This window comes from Bradyrhizobium sp. MI1.4, from assembly GCF_055811315.1.
The window spans coordinates 103,715-117,518 of record NZ_JBVVPP010000008.1 but is presented as its reverse complement, the minus strand read 5'-3'; the positions used below and the strand labels follow the sequence as shown (position 1 = coordinate 117,518).

The window sequence follows — 13,804 nt, the reverse complement described above, 5'->3', positions numbered from 1 at the left end:
GCATCAGCTCATCTTCCGCCGCAGCGTCGCTGACGGCGTCTCGCCGAATTTTTCGCGATAGGCGCGGGCCATGCGGCCGAGATGGGTGAAGCCGAGATCGAAGGCGATCTCGGTGATCGAAGTGTCCAGCTCGGCTTGCGTGAGCCGGGTGTGGAGATTGGCGAGGCGCATGTCGAGCAGCATCTGCGAGATCGACACGCCGAAATGACGGCGGAAACCGAGCTGTAGCGCGCGGATGCCGATCCCGGACTCACAGGCGAGGTGCGCAAGGTCGAGCGGCTCGCAGGCATTCGCCGCGAGGCAGTCCCGCGCAGTGTGCAGCGCGCGCGGCAGACGCTCGCCCTGGCCCGAGAACGTTCTGATCGCGTCGGACAGGCCGTGCCGCTGGCCGTCGAGGAGGTAATGAAGCAGCGCCTCGCGCCAGCCCGCGGTCGCGACCGGTGAAAGCCTGCCGGACGGTCCGAGACCTTCGGCGAGCATCATCAGCTCGACGAGCTTCGCCGCGAGGCCGCGCGCGGCCGGCACGTTCAGGTCGAGCGTAGGGTCGAACTCGACCGCGCCGGTCGCCCTGCCCGACAATGCCGCTGCGCGCTGCTCAACCATGCGGCGGTCGAGCAGCAGGATCGCTTGCGCCGACTCGGTCCAGATCATCCGGGTCGGGATGGTCGGCGACAACAGCGACGCCGTCCGTTCCGGCGCTGTGTCGAGTTCGCGGGTACCTGCGCGGATACGGGCCGTGCCAGCGAGCGGGATCTGCACCAGGAAGAAGCGGTCGAGGCAGCCGGGATCGATGGTGACGGATCCGCCATAGGCGACATAGTTGATGGAAAAGCCGTCGAAGGCGGCACAATTGTGCCTGGCCGAGAAGCCCGACCTCCGCATCGGCGTCAGATCATGCGGGCAGAAGATGCGCCCGACCTGCTCGGCCGCCTCGTCGGCGTCGTCGGTGGTGACGCGGGCGAAAGCCGCGAGCCTTTCGGCCGCGGATCGAGGCGTGCTCATTTCCAGCTCGGCTGCGGACATCGCCGACCACGCTTGGCATCACGGAATATTTTAAACCTATAATAGTTCCCCGTCCCCGGAAAGAGCCCTGTCGCAAAAACGTCGTGCCGCACGGCACAGGACGTGTCCGGATTCGTTTAGCGGATAGACAGCAGCCCGCGCCTGGCCGAAGCTCCACCCTCGTCGGGATCCACGATGGAGGCGAGCCATGACTGCACTCGAGAAGGGCATTACCGCGAACGGCACGGGCTATGGCGGCAAGACCTGGAATATTCTGGGCCAGGTCTATTTTCCCAAGGCCGTCACCGATTCCACCTTTGCCTTCGAGACCAACAGCGAGCCGGGCCAGTTCGTGCCGGTGCACATCCATCCGACCCAGGACGAATTCATCCTGGTGCAGGAGGGCACGCTCGACCTCAAGCTCGACGGCACATGGGTCAAGGCCAACGCCGGTGATCTCGTGCGCCTGCCGCGCGGCATCCCGCACGGCTATTTCAACAAGTCCGACAAGCCGGCCCGCGCGCTGTTCTGGGTCTCGCCGATGCAGAAGCTGGAGGCGCTGTTCAACCAGCTCCACAATCTGGCCGACCCCGCCGAGGTGGTGCGCATCTCGGCCCTGCACGAGGTCGACTTCCTGCCGCCTGAAGCCAACGACTAGGCGGCCGCCACTCCCATTTCTGTTTCGTCGCAGGTCCAGCGGCCGCGCAGCGCGGCCGAACGCGGCCTGCTGTGCCCAGAACATTCGAGCTCGCGAGCAATCCCATGGTCAACCCAAAGCATGTCTGCGTGATCGGCGCCGGCGTCTCCGGCCTTGCCGCCGCAAAGGCGTTCTCGACCCGCGGTCACCGGGTCACCATCATTGAACGCAGCGCCGATCTCGGCGGCGTCTGGGAGCCGGCGCGCTCCTATCCGGAGGTGCAGACCCAGAGCCCGAAGGAGCTCTACCGCTACACCGACCGCGCCATGCCCGAAGCCTATCCGGAATGGCCGACCGGATCGCAAGTCCACGCCTACCTCGCCGACTACGCACGAATTTTTGGCCTCGACCGTATGCTGCGTTTCAACACCAGCGTGTCGGGCATGGCGCGACGCGCCGACGGCAGACCAGGCTGGACGCTCACGCTCTCGGACAAGAGCGGCGCCAGCACAGCTGAGGATTTCGACTTCGTCGCGGTCTGCACCGGACAGTTCAACGAGCCGCGGGAGCTGCACTGCCCCGGCGAAGACGGCTTTCTAGCACAGGGCGGGCAGATCCTGCATTCATCGAAATACAACGATCCTCAAGTGGTGAAAGGACGGCGCGTCGTCGTGCTCGGCGGATCGAAATCGGCAACCGACATCGCGGTGAACGCCGTGAAAGCGGGCGCGCGTGAGGTGACGATCGTGATGCGCGAGCCGGTCTGGCGCATTCCTTATTTCATCGGCGGTCTCGTGAACTTCAAGCGCATCCTCTACATCCGTGCGCAGGAGGAGATGTTTCCGGGCTGGGGCATCGGCGCGATGTCGCGCCTTGCGCATCGCATCGCAGCACCGTTCGTCTGGGCAAACTGGCGCGGGCTGGAAAGCCTGTTGAAGGCGCAGCTCAAGCTGAAGCAATGCAACATGGTGCCGAAGGAGCGGATCGAGGACGGAGTCAACTGCTCGGTGCCGATCGCAACACCCGGCTTCCATCCGATGGTAGCCGACGGCCGCATCAAGGCCGTGTTCGGCAGCTTCGATCATTACGACGGTGACACCATCGTGATGAGCGGCGGCGAGCGCGTGGCGGCCGATGTCGCGGTGCTCGCGATCGGCTACAAGCTCGGCGTGCCATTCCTGCCCGCCGCGTACCAGGCAAAACTGGTCGATGCGGATGGGCAGTACCGGCTCTATCGCCTGATCGCCAATCCCGACCTGCCGGAGCTCGGTTTCGTCGGTTTCAACTCCTCGTTCTGCACCGTGCTCTGCGCCGACCTCGCCGCCAACTGGCTGGTCCGTTACGCCGACGGACAGCTCGCACGCCAGCCGACCGCGCAACAGATGCGCGACAACATCGAGATGATGCTGCACTTCAAGCGGGTCGAACGGCCGGCTGCGGGCGTCTATGGCGGCCTCTGCGTCGCGCCCTATCACTACCGTCACTTCGACGAGCTGATGGCCGACATCGGCGCCAAGGAGCAGAAGCGCGGCGGGCTCGCGGGCCACTTCCGGCCGCCGGACGCGGACGCCTATGCGCGATTTCTCGCCTCCGCGCCGGATTACCAAGCGGCGTGAGGCCGCGAATTCGGGCCGAGTGGAATTTGCCGCTCGCCAGCCCTCGCCTCCGATGCTTACGATCCCCTTGGCCATCGAATCGACAGGCCCAGGGAACCGGCCATGAGAGCACGACATCGCGCCGCCGCAGTCATAACGGCGCTTGGGCTGATCCTTGCGACCTTCGTCCCGAGCCTGGCGCAAACGCTCACGGCCAGGCAATCGGAGGCGGTTGCGACCTACGAGCGTGCGCTCGGCGATTTCAAAGCGATTCTCTCCGAGCGGCGCCGCCAGATCGACGCCAAACAGCCGCTGCCGAACCTGCCGGGCCAGGCGCTCTATCTGGCACGCGTCGCCGTGATCAGTGCTTACAAGGATCTCACCGACGTCATGCCGTCGCGGACCGGCAGGCCCAACAAGTTCGAGATCCCGCCGGCCTATTTCGATGCCGACATCGAACCGCTGGTGGACGAATACTCAAAGCTGTTCGAGATCATGGAAGCGCCGCCGGCCGGCGCGCAGAACTCGGCGACACCGTTCAAGGACGTGGTGGATCTCGCGGTCGCGATCGCACGCGCCAAGGGGTTGGCGCCTGACCACGCCGAAGCCGCGGGCCGGATCAGTCTGGGGCTGTTCTTCGCCGAGACCAACGGCAAGCAGAACGTCCGCAACGGGCGCTCGAACACCTATATGGGCAGCTTCCAGACCGGCCCGTCCGAGGACCGCAACGGCCATAGGAAATGGGACGCCATCAAGGGCGAGATCGCGGCCGCCGATCCCGGGTTGAGCGCGCGCGACGACAAGGAGGAGGCGCGGGCCCGCGGCACCGATCATCGCTTCAATCACTGGACCAACGTGCGCGACGGCCTGATGAACGCGCATGCGGATATTTTCCGGGAGATCCCAGGAATCGTGAAGACGCTGCCCGACCCGATCGACCAAATGAAGCTGTTCGAGCTGATCCAGATCGTTCCCACGCCGACGCGGGCGGCGCTCAAGTCCGGCGATCTCCTGAACTACAGGGTGTCCAGTCCGACGATCATGAAGCACCTGCGCAACAACAGCATCTTCGCATTCGGACAGGCCGACCGGGCGCGCACCTCGGCAAGCTTCCGGGAAATCCTTGGCGCGATGTGGCTGTTCAAGCGGAAGTTCGAGAAGGCGATGGCGAAATACGCGGAGATCAAGCCACGCTGAGGGGCCTCGCCGCGTGGCACGCGACTGAGAGGCTAGCTCCCGCCTTGTAGCCGTCCGTCGGCGTCTTCAAAGGCAAACGCTCGCCACCTGGTCATTGCGTCCTGCGCCCGGTGCATTTAGCTTCTCCGGACAAGAACAAATCTCGGGGGGACATATGACAGCCGCTCTTCGCAAGCGCACGCGCCGTGCCGCATGTGCTTTGATCTCAACATCCCTGGCGGGCCTCGCCAATTTCGCCGCGCACGCCGAGATCGTCGTCACGGCCAATGACGGCAAGATGGTGCTCGAGAACGGCAGCGCCCTGGTGCGCAAGCAACCACTGCCGGACACGGTGAGCGTCATCGACCTCACCGACGGTGCCTTGAAACTTCTAGGCGAGGTGCCCGCCCCGGCCAGCGTCGTCGGACCGCCGCCGAGCGTGGCAATTGCGCCGGATGGCGCGTTCGCCCTCGTCACCGGCGCGATGAAGCTCGATCCCGCGGATCCGACCAAGACGGTGCCCGACGACAAGCTTTCGGTCATCGACCTGAAATCCACGCCGCCCAAAGTACTGGCGACCTTGCAAGCCGGCGCGGGCGCTGCCGGCGTTTCGATCAACCGTTCGGGCACGCTGGCCCTGGTTGCGAACCGCAGCGAAGGAACGGTCTCGGTCTTCACCATCAGCGGGCGCACGCTTGCGCCCGTCGGCAAGATCCAGCTCGGCGACGCCAAATCAGGCCCCAGCCACGCGGTCTTTTCCCGTGACGGCGCGACCGCGCTGGTCACGCGCGACGGAGACAGTAAGATCTCGCTTCTGACTGTGGACGGGAGCAAGGTCGAGTACGCCAAGCGCGATCTCTCCGCGGGCATCCGCCCCTACGGCATCGATCTCACCGGCAGCGCCGCCGCCATCGTCGGCAATGTCGGCGCCAGCAGCGGCGACAACGACTCGATCAGCCTGATCGACATGACGGCGAAACCGATCCGCGTCGTCACGACAGTCACCGTCGGGCAGACGCCGGAAGCCGTGAAGATGTCCCCGGACGGCAACTACGTGGCCGTGACCGTCATGAACGGTTCGAACAAGCCGTCGGCGTCGCCGTTCTTCAACGATTTCGGCCTGCTCAAGGTCTACAAGATTTCGGGCACTGACCTTACGCCGGTGACGGAAGCGAAGATCGGCCATTGGTGCCAGGGCATGGTGTGGTCCAAGGAGTCCAAATATGTCGTGGCCCAGTGCATGGTCGAAAACGAGCTGATCGCCTTCTCGTTCGATGGCAAGGCGCTGAACAAGACATCCACGCTCAAGATGCAAGTGAGCCCCGCGGGCATCCGCACCGCGGAGCCGTAGGGCCGGAGCGCGGCGCAGTCATCCTGCGCCGCCATCCTATTCGGTGCGGATCGGCGCGTCCTTCAGGCCATTGCTGTCATAGGCCTTGCGCAAGGTGCCATTCGTCACCGCCTCGTTCATGAATTTGGTGACGAAGGTCAGCGCTTGGGGGTGGCCGAGCGGCACAGCGACCGCCGTGACGGTCTTCTTGAATGTCTCGTCGAGCACGCGCGTGCCCGGGATCTTCTGCGCCATCTTGTTGAGCTGGTCGCGCGACAGCGCAAACGCATCGATCTGGCCGCTGCTGAGGAGGCCGAAGATCTCGTCATAGGTCTGATAGCCCGTGACCTTCGCATTCTTCAGATGCGCGGCCGCGCCGCGCATCGTGGTCGTGGCGTTCACGGCCGCGACCTTGATGCCCACCTGATCGAGCGTGGCGAAATTGGTGACGTTCGAGCCTGATTTGACGATGTAGGTGGCGTCCGCGACCTCGTAGATCGGGCCGAACATCATCCTGCTCTCGCGCTCAGGATCTTTGGGCAGCCAGGTGACGTCCCAGTTGCCGTTCGATGCCGCGTCAGTGATCTGCCCTGAATTCTGGTACACGACATATTCGACGGGCACGCCGAGTTTCCCGGCCATCTCCCTGCCGAGATCGACCGGCACGCCGGCATAGCCGTCTCCGGTCTTGGTGGACCAGAACGCGCCGCCAGCCAGGCTGATCGCAATCGCGACCCGCAGCTTGCCGGTCGGTGCGATCTCGTCCTTAAGTCCATCGCCTAGCGCGGGCATGACGACCGCCGCTGCGAGAATGAGGCCGGCAAGGACCGACTTAAGGACCGACGTGGGCATGTCATGATCTCCCGACCTTTTCTTCTTGTATTCTTCTCTTGTTCGTCCCGACCGCTTCGCGCGCCGTCGCTCGGCCTGTGACATAATTCTGGTCGATCGGGTGCGCGATGAAAAGCGGTTTGTGATGGCAAAACTGCCAAAGGCCACAGCGCGGTCCGCAGCGCAAGGCCGACGACTGCCATGGCTATGGTGTTCCACGTCCGGGCATTTGTTGGTAGCCTCCCGCCTCGACAGACAGCAACCGGGGGCCACCGAATGACCTGCGCGAATCCCGCATCTCCCGCACGGCGCAACGAAGCGTGGAGACATGTCGGGCAGGCACTGGCCGCCGCGATGGCCGTGGCCGCGCTCGCCGGCTGCGAGGACAAGAACAGTTTCGTCGCTCCGCCGCCGCCCAAGGTGGACGTCGCCGCGCCGGTGCAGCGCCCGGTGACCCGTTATGTCGAGGCCACCGGCAACACCGCGCCGATCAAGAATGTCGATCTCGTCGCGCGCGTGCAGGGATTCCTGCAATCGATCGACTACCAGGACGGCGCCTTCGTCAAGCAGGGCACCCAGCTGTTCACGATCGAGCCCGAGACCTACAAGCTCAAGCTCGACCAGGCGCGGGCGGCCGAGGCCGGCGCGCAGGCCTCAGTCCGGCAGGCGGAAGCCGACTACAAACGGCAGGCTGAGCTGGTGCAGCGCCAGGCCGTCTCGCAGGCCACGCTCGACACCTCGACATCGACGCGCGATAACGCGCAGGCCAATCTCCAGCAGGCCGAGGCCAACACCAAGCTCGCCCAGGTCAACTACGGCTACACCAACGTGACCGCGCCTTTCGACGGCATCGTCAGCGCTCACATGGTCTCGGTCGGCGAACTCGTCGGCGTCTCCTCTCCAACTCAACTCGCGTCCATCGTCGCGATGGACCCGATCTATGTGAATTTCACCGTCAACGAGCAGGACGTGCTGCGCATCCGTGCCGAGGCCGCCCGCCGCGGGCTCACCGCCGCAGACATGAAGCAATTTCCGATTCAAGTCGGTTTGCAGACCGAGGCCGGTTATCCGCATGAGGGCAAGCTTGACTATGTCGCCCCGACCCTCACCCAGTCGACGGGCACGCTCGCAGTGCGGGGCCTTGTCCCCAACGACAAGCGGGTGCTGCTGCCCGGCTATTTCGTCCGCGTTCGCGTGCCCTTCACTCAGGAGAAGGACGCCCTGCTCGTGCCCGACACCGCGCTCGGCAGCGATCAGGGCGGCCGCTATCTCCTCGTCGTCAATGGCGACAACGTTGTCGAGCAGCGCAAGGTGCAGATCGGTCCCGTGGACAACGGCTTGCGCGTGATCGAAAGCGGCTTGAAGCCGGAGGACCGCGTGGTGACCGCGGGACTGCTGCGGGTGATTCCGGGCCAGAAGATCGACCCGCAGGTGACGAAGATCGAGCAGCCGCAGGCGTCTGCCAAGTAAGATCTGCAAGTAGGAGCGCCGGCCATGATCTCAAAATTCTTCATCGAGCGGCCGGTCCTCTCGAACGTCATCGCGCTGCTGATGATCCTGATCGGCGGCGTCGCGCTGTTCAACCTCGCGATCGCGCAATATCCCGACGTGGTGCCGCCGACGGTGCAGGTCACCACACGCTATCCCGGCGCCAGCGCCAAGACCGTGATCGACACAGTTGCCTTGCCGATCGAACAACAGGTCAACGGCGTCGAGGACATGCTCTACATGCAGTCCTACAGCGGCTCCGACGGCACCTATACGCTGACCGTGACCTTCAAGATCGGCACCGACCTGAACTTCGCGCAAGTGCTGGTGCAGAACCGCGTCTCCAGCGCGCTGTCGCAATTGCCCCAGTCGGTGCAGAACCAGGGCGTCACCGTACAGAAGCGGTCGACGTCGATCCTGCTGTTCGTGACGCTGACCTCGCCCGACAAGACGTTCGACAGCCTTTATTTGAGCAACTACGCCACCATCAACCTCCGCGACGAACTCTCGCGCCTGCCCGGCGTCGGCAACGTCACCGTGTTCGGCGCCGGCCAGTATTCGATGCGGGTGTGGCTCGATCCGAACAAGCTGCAGGTCCGGGGCCTGGTGCCGCAGGACGTGATCCAGGCGATCCAGCAGCAGAGCCAGCAGGTCTCCGCCGGCCAGGTCGGCGCACCGCCGACGCCGCCGGGTCAGGCGTTCCAGTACACCCTCAACGTCAACGGCAGGCTCGACGATACCACCGAGTTCGAGAACATCATTGTCAAATCAGGCACCAGCGGCGACGTCACGCGGGTGCGCGACGTCGGCTGGGTCGAATTGGGCGCGCAGACCTACAGCCAGATCTTCTCGCTTAACAAGCAGCCGGCCACCGGCATCGGCGTGTTCCAGTCGCCCGGCGCCAATGCACTCCAGGTCGAGCAGGCCGTTGAGAAGAAGATGGCGGAGCTTGCCAAGGCCTTCCCGCAGGGCATGAAGTACGACACGCCGTTCGACACCACCAAATTCGTGCAGGCCTCGGTGCACGAGGTCTACATGACGCTGATCGAGGCCGGCCTGCTGGTGCTGGTCGTGATCCTGGTGTTCCTGCAGGACTGGCGCGCGATGCTGGTGCCGGCGACCACTGTGCCGGTGACCATCATCGGCGCCTTCGCCGCCATGGCCGCGCTCGGCTTCACCATCAACATGTCGACGCTGTTCGCGATCGTGCTAGCGATCGGCATCGTCGTCGACGATGCCATCGTCGTGGTGGAAGGCGCGGCCCACAACATCGAGCAGGGCATGAACGGCCATGACGCCGCGATCAAGGCGATGGACCAGCTGTTCGCGCCGATCGTCGGCATCACGCTGGTGTTGATCTCGGTGTTTTTGCCAGCGTCGTTCCTCGCCGGGCTCACCGGCCGCATCTATTCGCAATTTGCGCTGGTGATCGCGGCGACCGCGCTTCTGTCCGCCATCAACGCGGCGACGCTGAAGCCGACGCAATGCGCTCTCTGGCTGCGGCCGACGGTGCCGCCGGAGCAGCGCAACTTCTTCTATCGCGGCTTCAACGCGGTCTACAACCGCGTCGAGCGCGGCTACATCCGACTGATCGGCGTGCTGTGCAGGAACAGCACGATCTCGGTCGCGCTCGCGCTGGTGCTGATCGGGATCGGCGGCTACGGGCTGTCCCGGGTACCGACCGGCTTCCTGCCGATCGAGGACCAGGGCTACCTGATCGCCGCCGTGCAACTGCCTGACGGTGCCGCGCTGGAACGGACCCAGAAGGTGCTCGACAGAGCGAGCGAGCTGATCAAGGACACGCCCGGAGTCCAGCAAGTCATCACCATCGCCGGCATCTCCGCGCTGGACAACAGCGCCAGCCTTGCCAATGCCGGCGTCGCCTACATTATCCTGAAAGATTGGGACGCGCGCAAAGGACCGGGCGAGGATCTGCGCTCACTGGTCTACGGGCTGAACGACAAGCTCGCGGCCATCATGGAAGCGCGCACGCTGGTGCTGCCGCCGCCGCCGATCCAGGGCATCGGCAACGCCGCCGGCTTCTCGATGCAGGTCGAGCTGCGCGACGGCAACAGCGATTTCGCCAAGCTCCAGGCCATCACGGGCGCGATGGTCAGCAATGGCCAGAGCCAGAGCGCGCTGCAGCGCGTCCAATCCTCGTTCCGCTCCTCGGTGCCGCAATTCAACGTCGAGATCGACCGCATCAAGACCCAGACGCTGCACGTGACGACGGACCAGGTGTTCGCGGCGCTCTCGACCTATCTCGGCTCGTCCTATGTCAACCAGTTCAACAAGTTCGGCCGCGTGTTCCAGGTCTACACCCAGGCCGATCCCGCCTTCCGCGTCACCGAGCGCGACATCGCCAACATGATGGTGCGCAACTCGAACGGCGACATGATCCCGATCGGCACGGTTGCCACGATCACGCCCGCCACCGGCCCGTCGCTGATCAGCCTCTACAATCTCTATCCATCGTCGACCGTGATCGGCCTGCCGGCGCAGGGCTACTCCTCTGGCCAGTCGCTGAAGCTGATGGAGGAGATCGCGGGCAAGACGCTGCCGCCGGGCACCGGCTTCGAATGGACCGCGATGTCCTATCAGGAGAAGGCCGTCTCCAACCAGATCTACTGGGTGTTCGGGCTCGCCATGCTGCTGGTCTATCTCGTGCTCGCCGGCCAATACGAGAGCTGGTATGCGCCGATCTCGGTAATCCTGGCGGTGCCGCTGTCGTTGCTCGGCCCGATGCTGATCCTCAACGCATTGAAGATCGACAACAACCTCTATTGCCAGATCGGCCTGATCCTGCTGATCGCGCTGTCGGCCAAGAACGCCATCCTGATCGTCGAGGTCGGGCTCGAGCTGCACGGCCGCGATGGCAAGCCGGTGCTGGAATCCGCGGTCGAAGCTGCGCGCGCCCGCTTCCGCCCGATCCTGATGACGTCGTTCGCCTTCATCCTCGGCGTGGTGCCGCTGGTGATCGCGACCGGCGCCGGTGCCAGCGCGCGCAAGTCGATCGGCATCACGGTGTTCTCGGGCATGCTGGCCTCGACCTGCCTCGCGGTGCTGTTCGTGCCGGCGTTCTTCGTGGTGGTGCAGCGCTTCGAGAACTGGCGTGCGTCGAAGAAAACGCCGAAGGCGGTGGCAGTGGCCGAAGTGAAATCCTAGGCTTTCTCCGTGGACGTCGGCCGCGCCTCCCCGCTCGAGACCAGGAGCACCGAGACCTTAGCTTGCCTGAGCACGGCGTCGGCGACGCCGCCGAAGGAGAGATGATCGGCCTGGATGCGATCGACCCCCATCACCACGAGATCGACGGCGGTGGTCTCGATCTCGCGCAGGATCGCCGCTTCAGGCGCCCGGTTCGCGCGCAAGGTCGTGGTGATGTCGACCTCGTAACGGGCGGCGAGATCGCTGGCGTCCTTCAGGATGCCGGCCTCCTGGTTCAGACCACGCGAGGCGCCGCGCTGCGCGCCCTTGTCGCGCGTCGTCGCGACATAGATCACCCGGAGCGAGCCTGATCCCGCCTGCGCCAGCGCGACCGCGACCTCGGCGCCGCGCTTGGAGACGCCGCTGCCGGAGACCGGAACGAGGATGTTGAGCGCCTCGGGCGTCGGCTGCTTCAGGTGCTTGCCCTTGGCCGCCACGACCGCGAGCGGTCCCTCGAACTTCGCTGCGATGTCCTCGATCCTCCGATCGAAGCGATCCTTGGCGGCAGCAACCTTGTCGACGCCGATGACCAGAAGATCGAAGCCCTTGCGCGCTTCGTCGGCAATGGACTCGCCGAGCTCCGCACGCCTTGCCCGGGTGACGACGTCGACGCTGCCGACATCGCCATCGCCATGGGCCGATACGATCTCGGCGGCCTTCTTCACCACGGTTTCCGCGCTTTCCTCTTCATCGCGGCCCTTCTCCTGATCCTTGGCGCGCTTGCCGATGTGCAGCACGGTGATTGGCAAGCCGCGCATGCCCGCGATCAGGCCGGCGATGTGGGCAGCGAAGGTGGCGTTCACGCTCTCGTCCACGGCGAGCAAGGGGCGTTCGAGATTGGCGACGAAGCCGCGCTTCTCGAATTCTTCCCGCTCCAGGCGCTCTTGCTCATCCTTGTTCATCGGCAGCTTTGCCAGCGCGGCGCGCAGCATCGGCGGCATCGCCATCGTGGTCACGATCGCCATGGTCACAATCATCGTGAACAGGTTCTGGCTGAGCACGCCGATCGAAAGACCGATGGTGGCGATGATCACCTCGGTCGAGCCGCGCGCGTTCATCCCGCTTGCGAGGGCCAGCGACTCCCTTGTGTTCAGCCCGCCCACGGTTCCGCCGACGAAGGCGCCGCCGAACTTGCCGACGCTGGCGATCACGACCAGCAGGCCGGTGAGCATCAGCAGATGGGGATCGCGCAGCACCGTGAGGTCGGCGCTCAGGCCGGCCAAACCGAAGAACACCGGCATGAAGAAGCTCGAGATCAGCCCGCGCAGCCGCTCGTCGATCTGCCGCGTTAGGATCGGGGACTCCCCGACCAGAATGCCGGCGACGAAGGCACCGAGCACGGTGTGGACGCCGATCAGATGCGTGACCAGCGCCATCGCGCACATCAGCAGCAGGATCACCGTGATGACCGGGGCGGTGCTGACGAGATTGTCGTTGGCCCATCGAATGAGCTGGAACACGATGCGGCGGCCGATGGTGAAGCTAATCGCGAGGAAGGCCAGCGTGCCCAGCACAGCTTTCGCCACCGAGGCGATATCCAGCGCGCCGTGCGAGGCGAGGCTGAAGATGACGGCGATGATGATCCAGCCGATGGTGTCGTCGATGACGGCGGTGGCGACGATGATCTGGCCGACATTGCGGCGCATGAAGTTCATCTCGCGCACAACCACCGCGACGATCTTCACCGAGGAGATTGACAGCGCCGTGCCCATGAACAGCGACGCAACCAGGCGGGCTTGCGGATTCGGCAACAGCGCATCTGGCAGGAATTCGCCGAGCGCAAAACCGCAGGCAAAGGGCACGAGGATGCCGGCAATCGAGATCGCGATCGCGGCCTTGCCGACCTTCCTGACCAGCTTGAGGTCGGTCTCCATGCCGGTCAGCAGCAACAGCAGCAGGATGCCGAACTGCGCGATGCCGTCGATCATCGCTTTCTGCTCGGGCGTTTTGGGGAAGATTGCCTGCTGTGCGTCAGGCCAGACCCAACCGAACAGCGAGGGACCGAGCAGGATGCCGGCGAGCAATTCGCCGATCACCGAGGGCTGGCCGAGGCGCTGCATGATCTCGCCGAGACCGCGGCCGACCGCGATCAACAGCACGATCTGGGCCACCAGCAGGAATTCCGAGGGACCGGCCGATTTGCCGCCCTCGGCGCTGGCCGCAACGGTGGTGAGGACAAGCGCCGCGGGGACAAGGCCGACCGGTCGGAGCAGGCTCCACTGCATGCAGGAATTTTACCCCTTCATCTGCCCCGGCGAGGTGCCGGGATGACGGGGATAGAACCCGCGGCAGGCAACGGGAGTTCCTTGACTTCGCGGCGGGTAAGGGGCCTCAACAAAAAAAACGCGAAAACAACCCCATGCACAGTAGAGATGAGGTTGAAAAGACTGGAGAAAATTTCGTCTTTGCCGAAATCTAATTTCGCTTTGCCGAAAATGCTTGCCCCGTCGGGCAAAACACTGGCATGATGGCATCATCGGCAGACTACGCGAGCCGCCGCCACTCCCACGTCATTGCGGGCGCGGCGACTTGACAGCCGAA

The 13,804-nt window shown here is 64.7% G+C and carries 9 protein-coding genes; 6 read left to right on the top strand and 3 right to left on the bottom strand.

Annotated features, from left to right (window positions below):
• Positions 1-3: 3 nt before the first annotated feature.
• On the bottom strand, positions 4-1,023 hold the full coding sequence (locus AC0L23_RS12130) for an AraC family transcriptional regulator (RefSeq protein ID WP_085385348.1): 1,020 nt from the start codon (positions 1,021-1,023) through the stop codon (positions 4-6).
• Positions 1,024-1,210: 187 nt separating this feature from the next.
• Here AC0L23_RS12130 and AC0L23_RS12125 point away from each other — a divergent pair, with 187 nt between their 5' ends.
• The 4 genes from AC0L23_RS12125 (at position 1,211) to AC0L23_RS12110 (ending at position 5,761) form a co-directional block, all read left to right on the top strand.
• A complete protein-coding gene (locus AC0L23_RS12125; RefSeq protein WP_085385347.1) occupies positions 1,211-1,660 on the top strand; it encodes a cupin domain-containing protein in 450 nt (149 codons plus the stop codon).
• Positions 1,661-1,764: 104 nt separating this feature from the next.
• Positions 1,765-3,255, top strand: coding sequence for a flavin-containing monooxygenase (locus AC0L23_RS12120; RefSeq protein ID WP_085385346.1), 1,491 nt, complete (start codon positions 1,765-1,767; stop codon positions 3,253-3,255).
• A gap of 102 nt (positions 3,256-3,357) precedes the next feature.
• Complete coding sequence (locus tag AC0L23_RS12115; RefSeq protein ID WP_085385345.1) at positions 3,358-4,431, top strand: hypothetical protein; 1,074 nt, start codon at positions 3,358-3,360, stop codon at positions 4,429-4,431.
• Between the two features lie 154 nt (positions 4,432-4,585).
• Complete coding sequence (locus AC0L23_RS12110; protein WP_473296719.1) at positions 4,586-5,761, top strand: YncE family protein; 1,176 nt, start codon at positions 4,586-4,588, stop codon at positions 5,759-5,761.
• Positions 5,762-5,797: 36 nt separating this feature from the next.
• Here AC0L23_RS12110 and AC0L23_RS12105 read toward each other — a convergent pair whose 3' ends face one another.
• Positions 5,798-6,592 carry a transporter substrate-binding domain-containing protein gene (locus AC0L23_RS12105; RefSeq protein WP_085385344.1) on the bottom strand — a complete coding sequence of 265 codons (795 nt, stop codon included), beginning with the start codon at positions 6,590-6,592 and terminating at the stop codon, positions 5,798-5,800.
• A 255-nt stretch (positions 6,593-6,847) separates the two neighbouring features.
• Between AC0L23_RS12105 and AC0L23_RS12100 the strand changes: the two genes are divergently transcribed.
• Together AC0L23_RS12100 and AC0L23_RS12095 are read left to right on the top strand one after the other, a co-directional pair.
• Positions 6,848-8,041, top strand: coding sequence for an efflux RND transporter periplasmic adaptor subunit (locus AC0L23_RS12100; RefSeq protein WP_085385343.1), 1,194 nt, complete (start codon positions 6,848-6,850; stop codon positions 8,039-8,041).
• A gap of 24 nt (positions 8,042-8,065) precedes the next feature.
• Positions 8,066-11,224: an efflux RND transporter permease subunit gene (locus tag AC0L23_RS12095; RefSeq protein ID WP_085361482.1), complete on the top strand. Its 3,159-nt coding sequence runs from the start codon at positions 8,066-8,068 to the stop codon at positions 11,222-11,224.
• Here the strand turns inward: AC0L23_RS12095 and AC0L23_RS12090 are convergent.
• Positions 11,221-13,488: a cation:proton antiporter domain-containing protein gene (locus tag AC0L23_RS12090; protein ID WP_018454090.1), complete on the bottom strand. Its 2,268-nt coding sequence runs from the start codon at positions 13,486-13,488 to the stop codon at positions 11,221-11,223. The genes AC0L23_RS12095 and AC0L23_RS12090 overlap by 4 nt on opposite strands.
• Between the last annotated feature and the right edge of the window lie 316 nt (positions 13,489-13,804).

Coding starts and splice junctions, on each gene's coding strand:
- AC0L23_RS12125 (WP_085385347.1), top strand. CDS start 1,211: ATGACTGCACTCGAGAAGGGCATTACCGCGAACGGCACGGGCTATGGC.
- AC0L23_RS12095 (WP_085361482.1), top strand. CDS start 8,066: ATGATCTCAAAATTCTTCATCGAGCGGCCGGTCCTCTCGAACGTCATC.
- AC0L23_RS12120 (WP_085385346.1), top strand. CDS start 1,765: ATGGTCAACCCAAAGCATGTCTGCGTGATCGGCGCCGGCGTCTCCGGC.
- AC0L23_RS12100 (WP_085385343.1), top strand. CDS start 6,848: ATGACCTGCGCGAATCCCGCATCTCCCGCACGGCGCAACGAAGCGTGG.
- AC0L23_RS12090 (WP_018454090.1), bottom strand. CDS start 13,488: ATGCAGTGGAGCCTGCTCCGACCGGTCGGCCTTGTCCCCGCGGCGCTT.
- AC0L23_RS12110 (WP_473296719.1), top strand. CDS start 4,586: ATGACAGCCGCTCTTCGCAAGCGCACGCGCCGTGCCGCATGTGCTTTG.
- AC0L23_RS12105 (WP_085385344.1), bottom strand. CDS start 6,592: ATGCCCACGTCGGTCCTTAAGTCGGTCCTTGCCGGCCTCATTCTCGCA.
- AC0L23_RS12130 (WP_085385348.1), bottom strand. CDS start 1,023: ATGTCCGCAGCCGAGCTGGAAATGAGCACGCCTCGATCCGCGGCCGAA.
- AC0L23_RS12115 (WP_085385345.1), top strand. CDS start 3,358: ATGAGAGCACGACATCGCGCCGCCGCAGTCATAACGGCGCTTGGGCTG.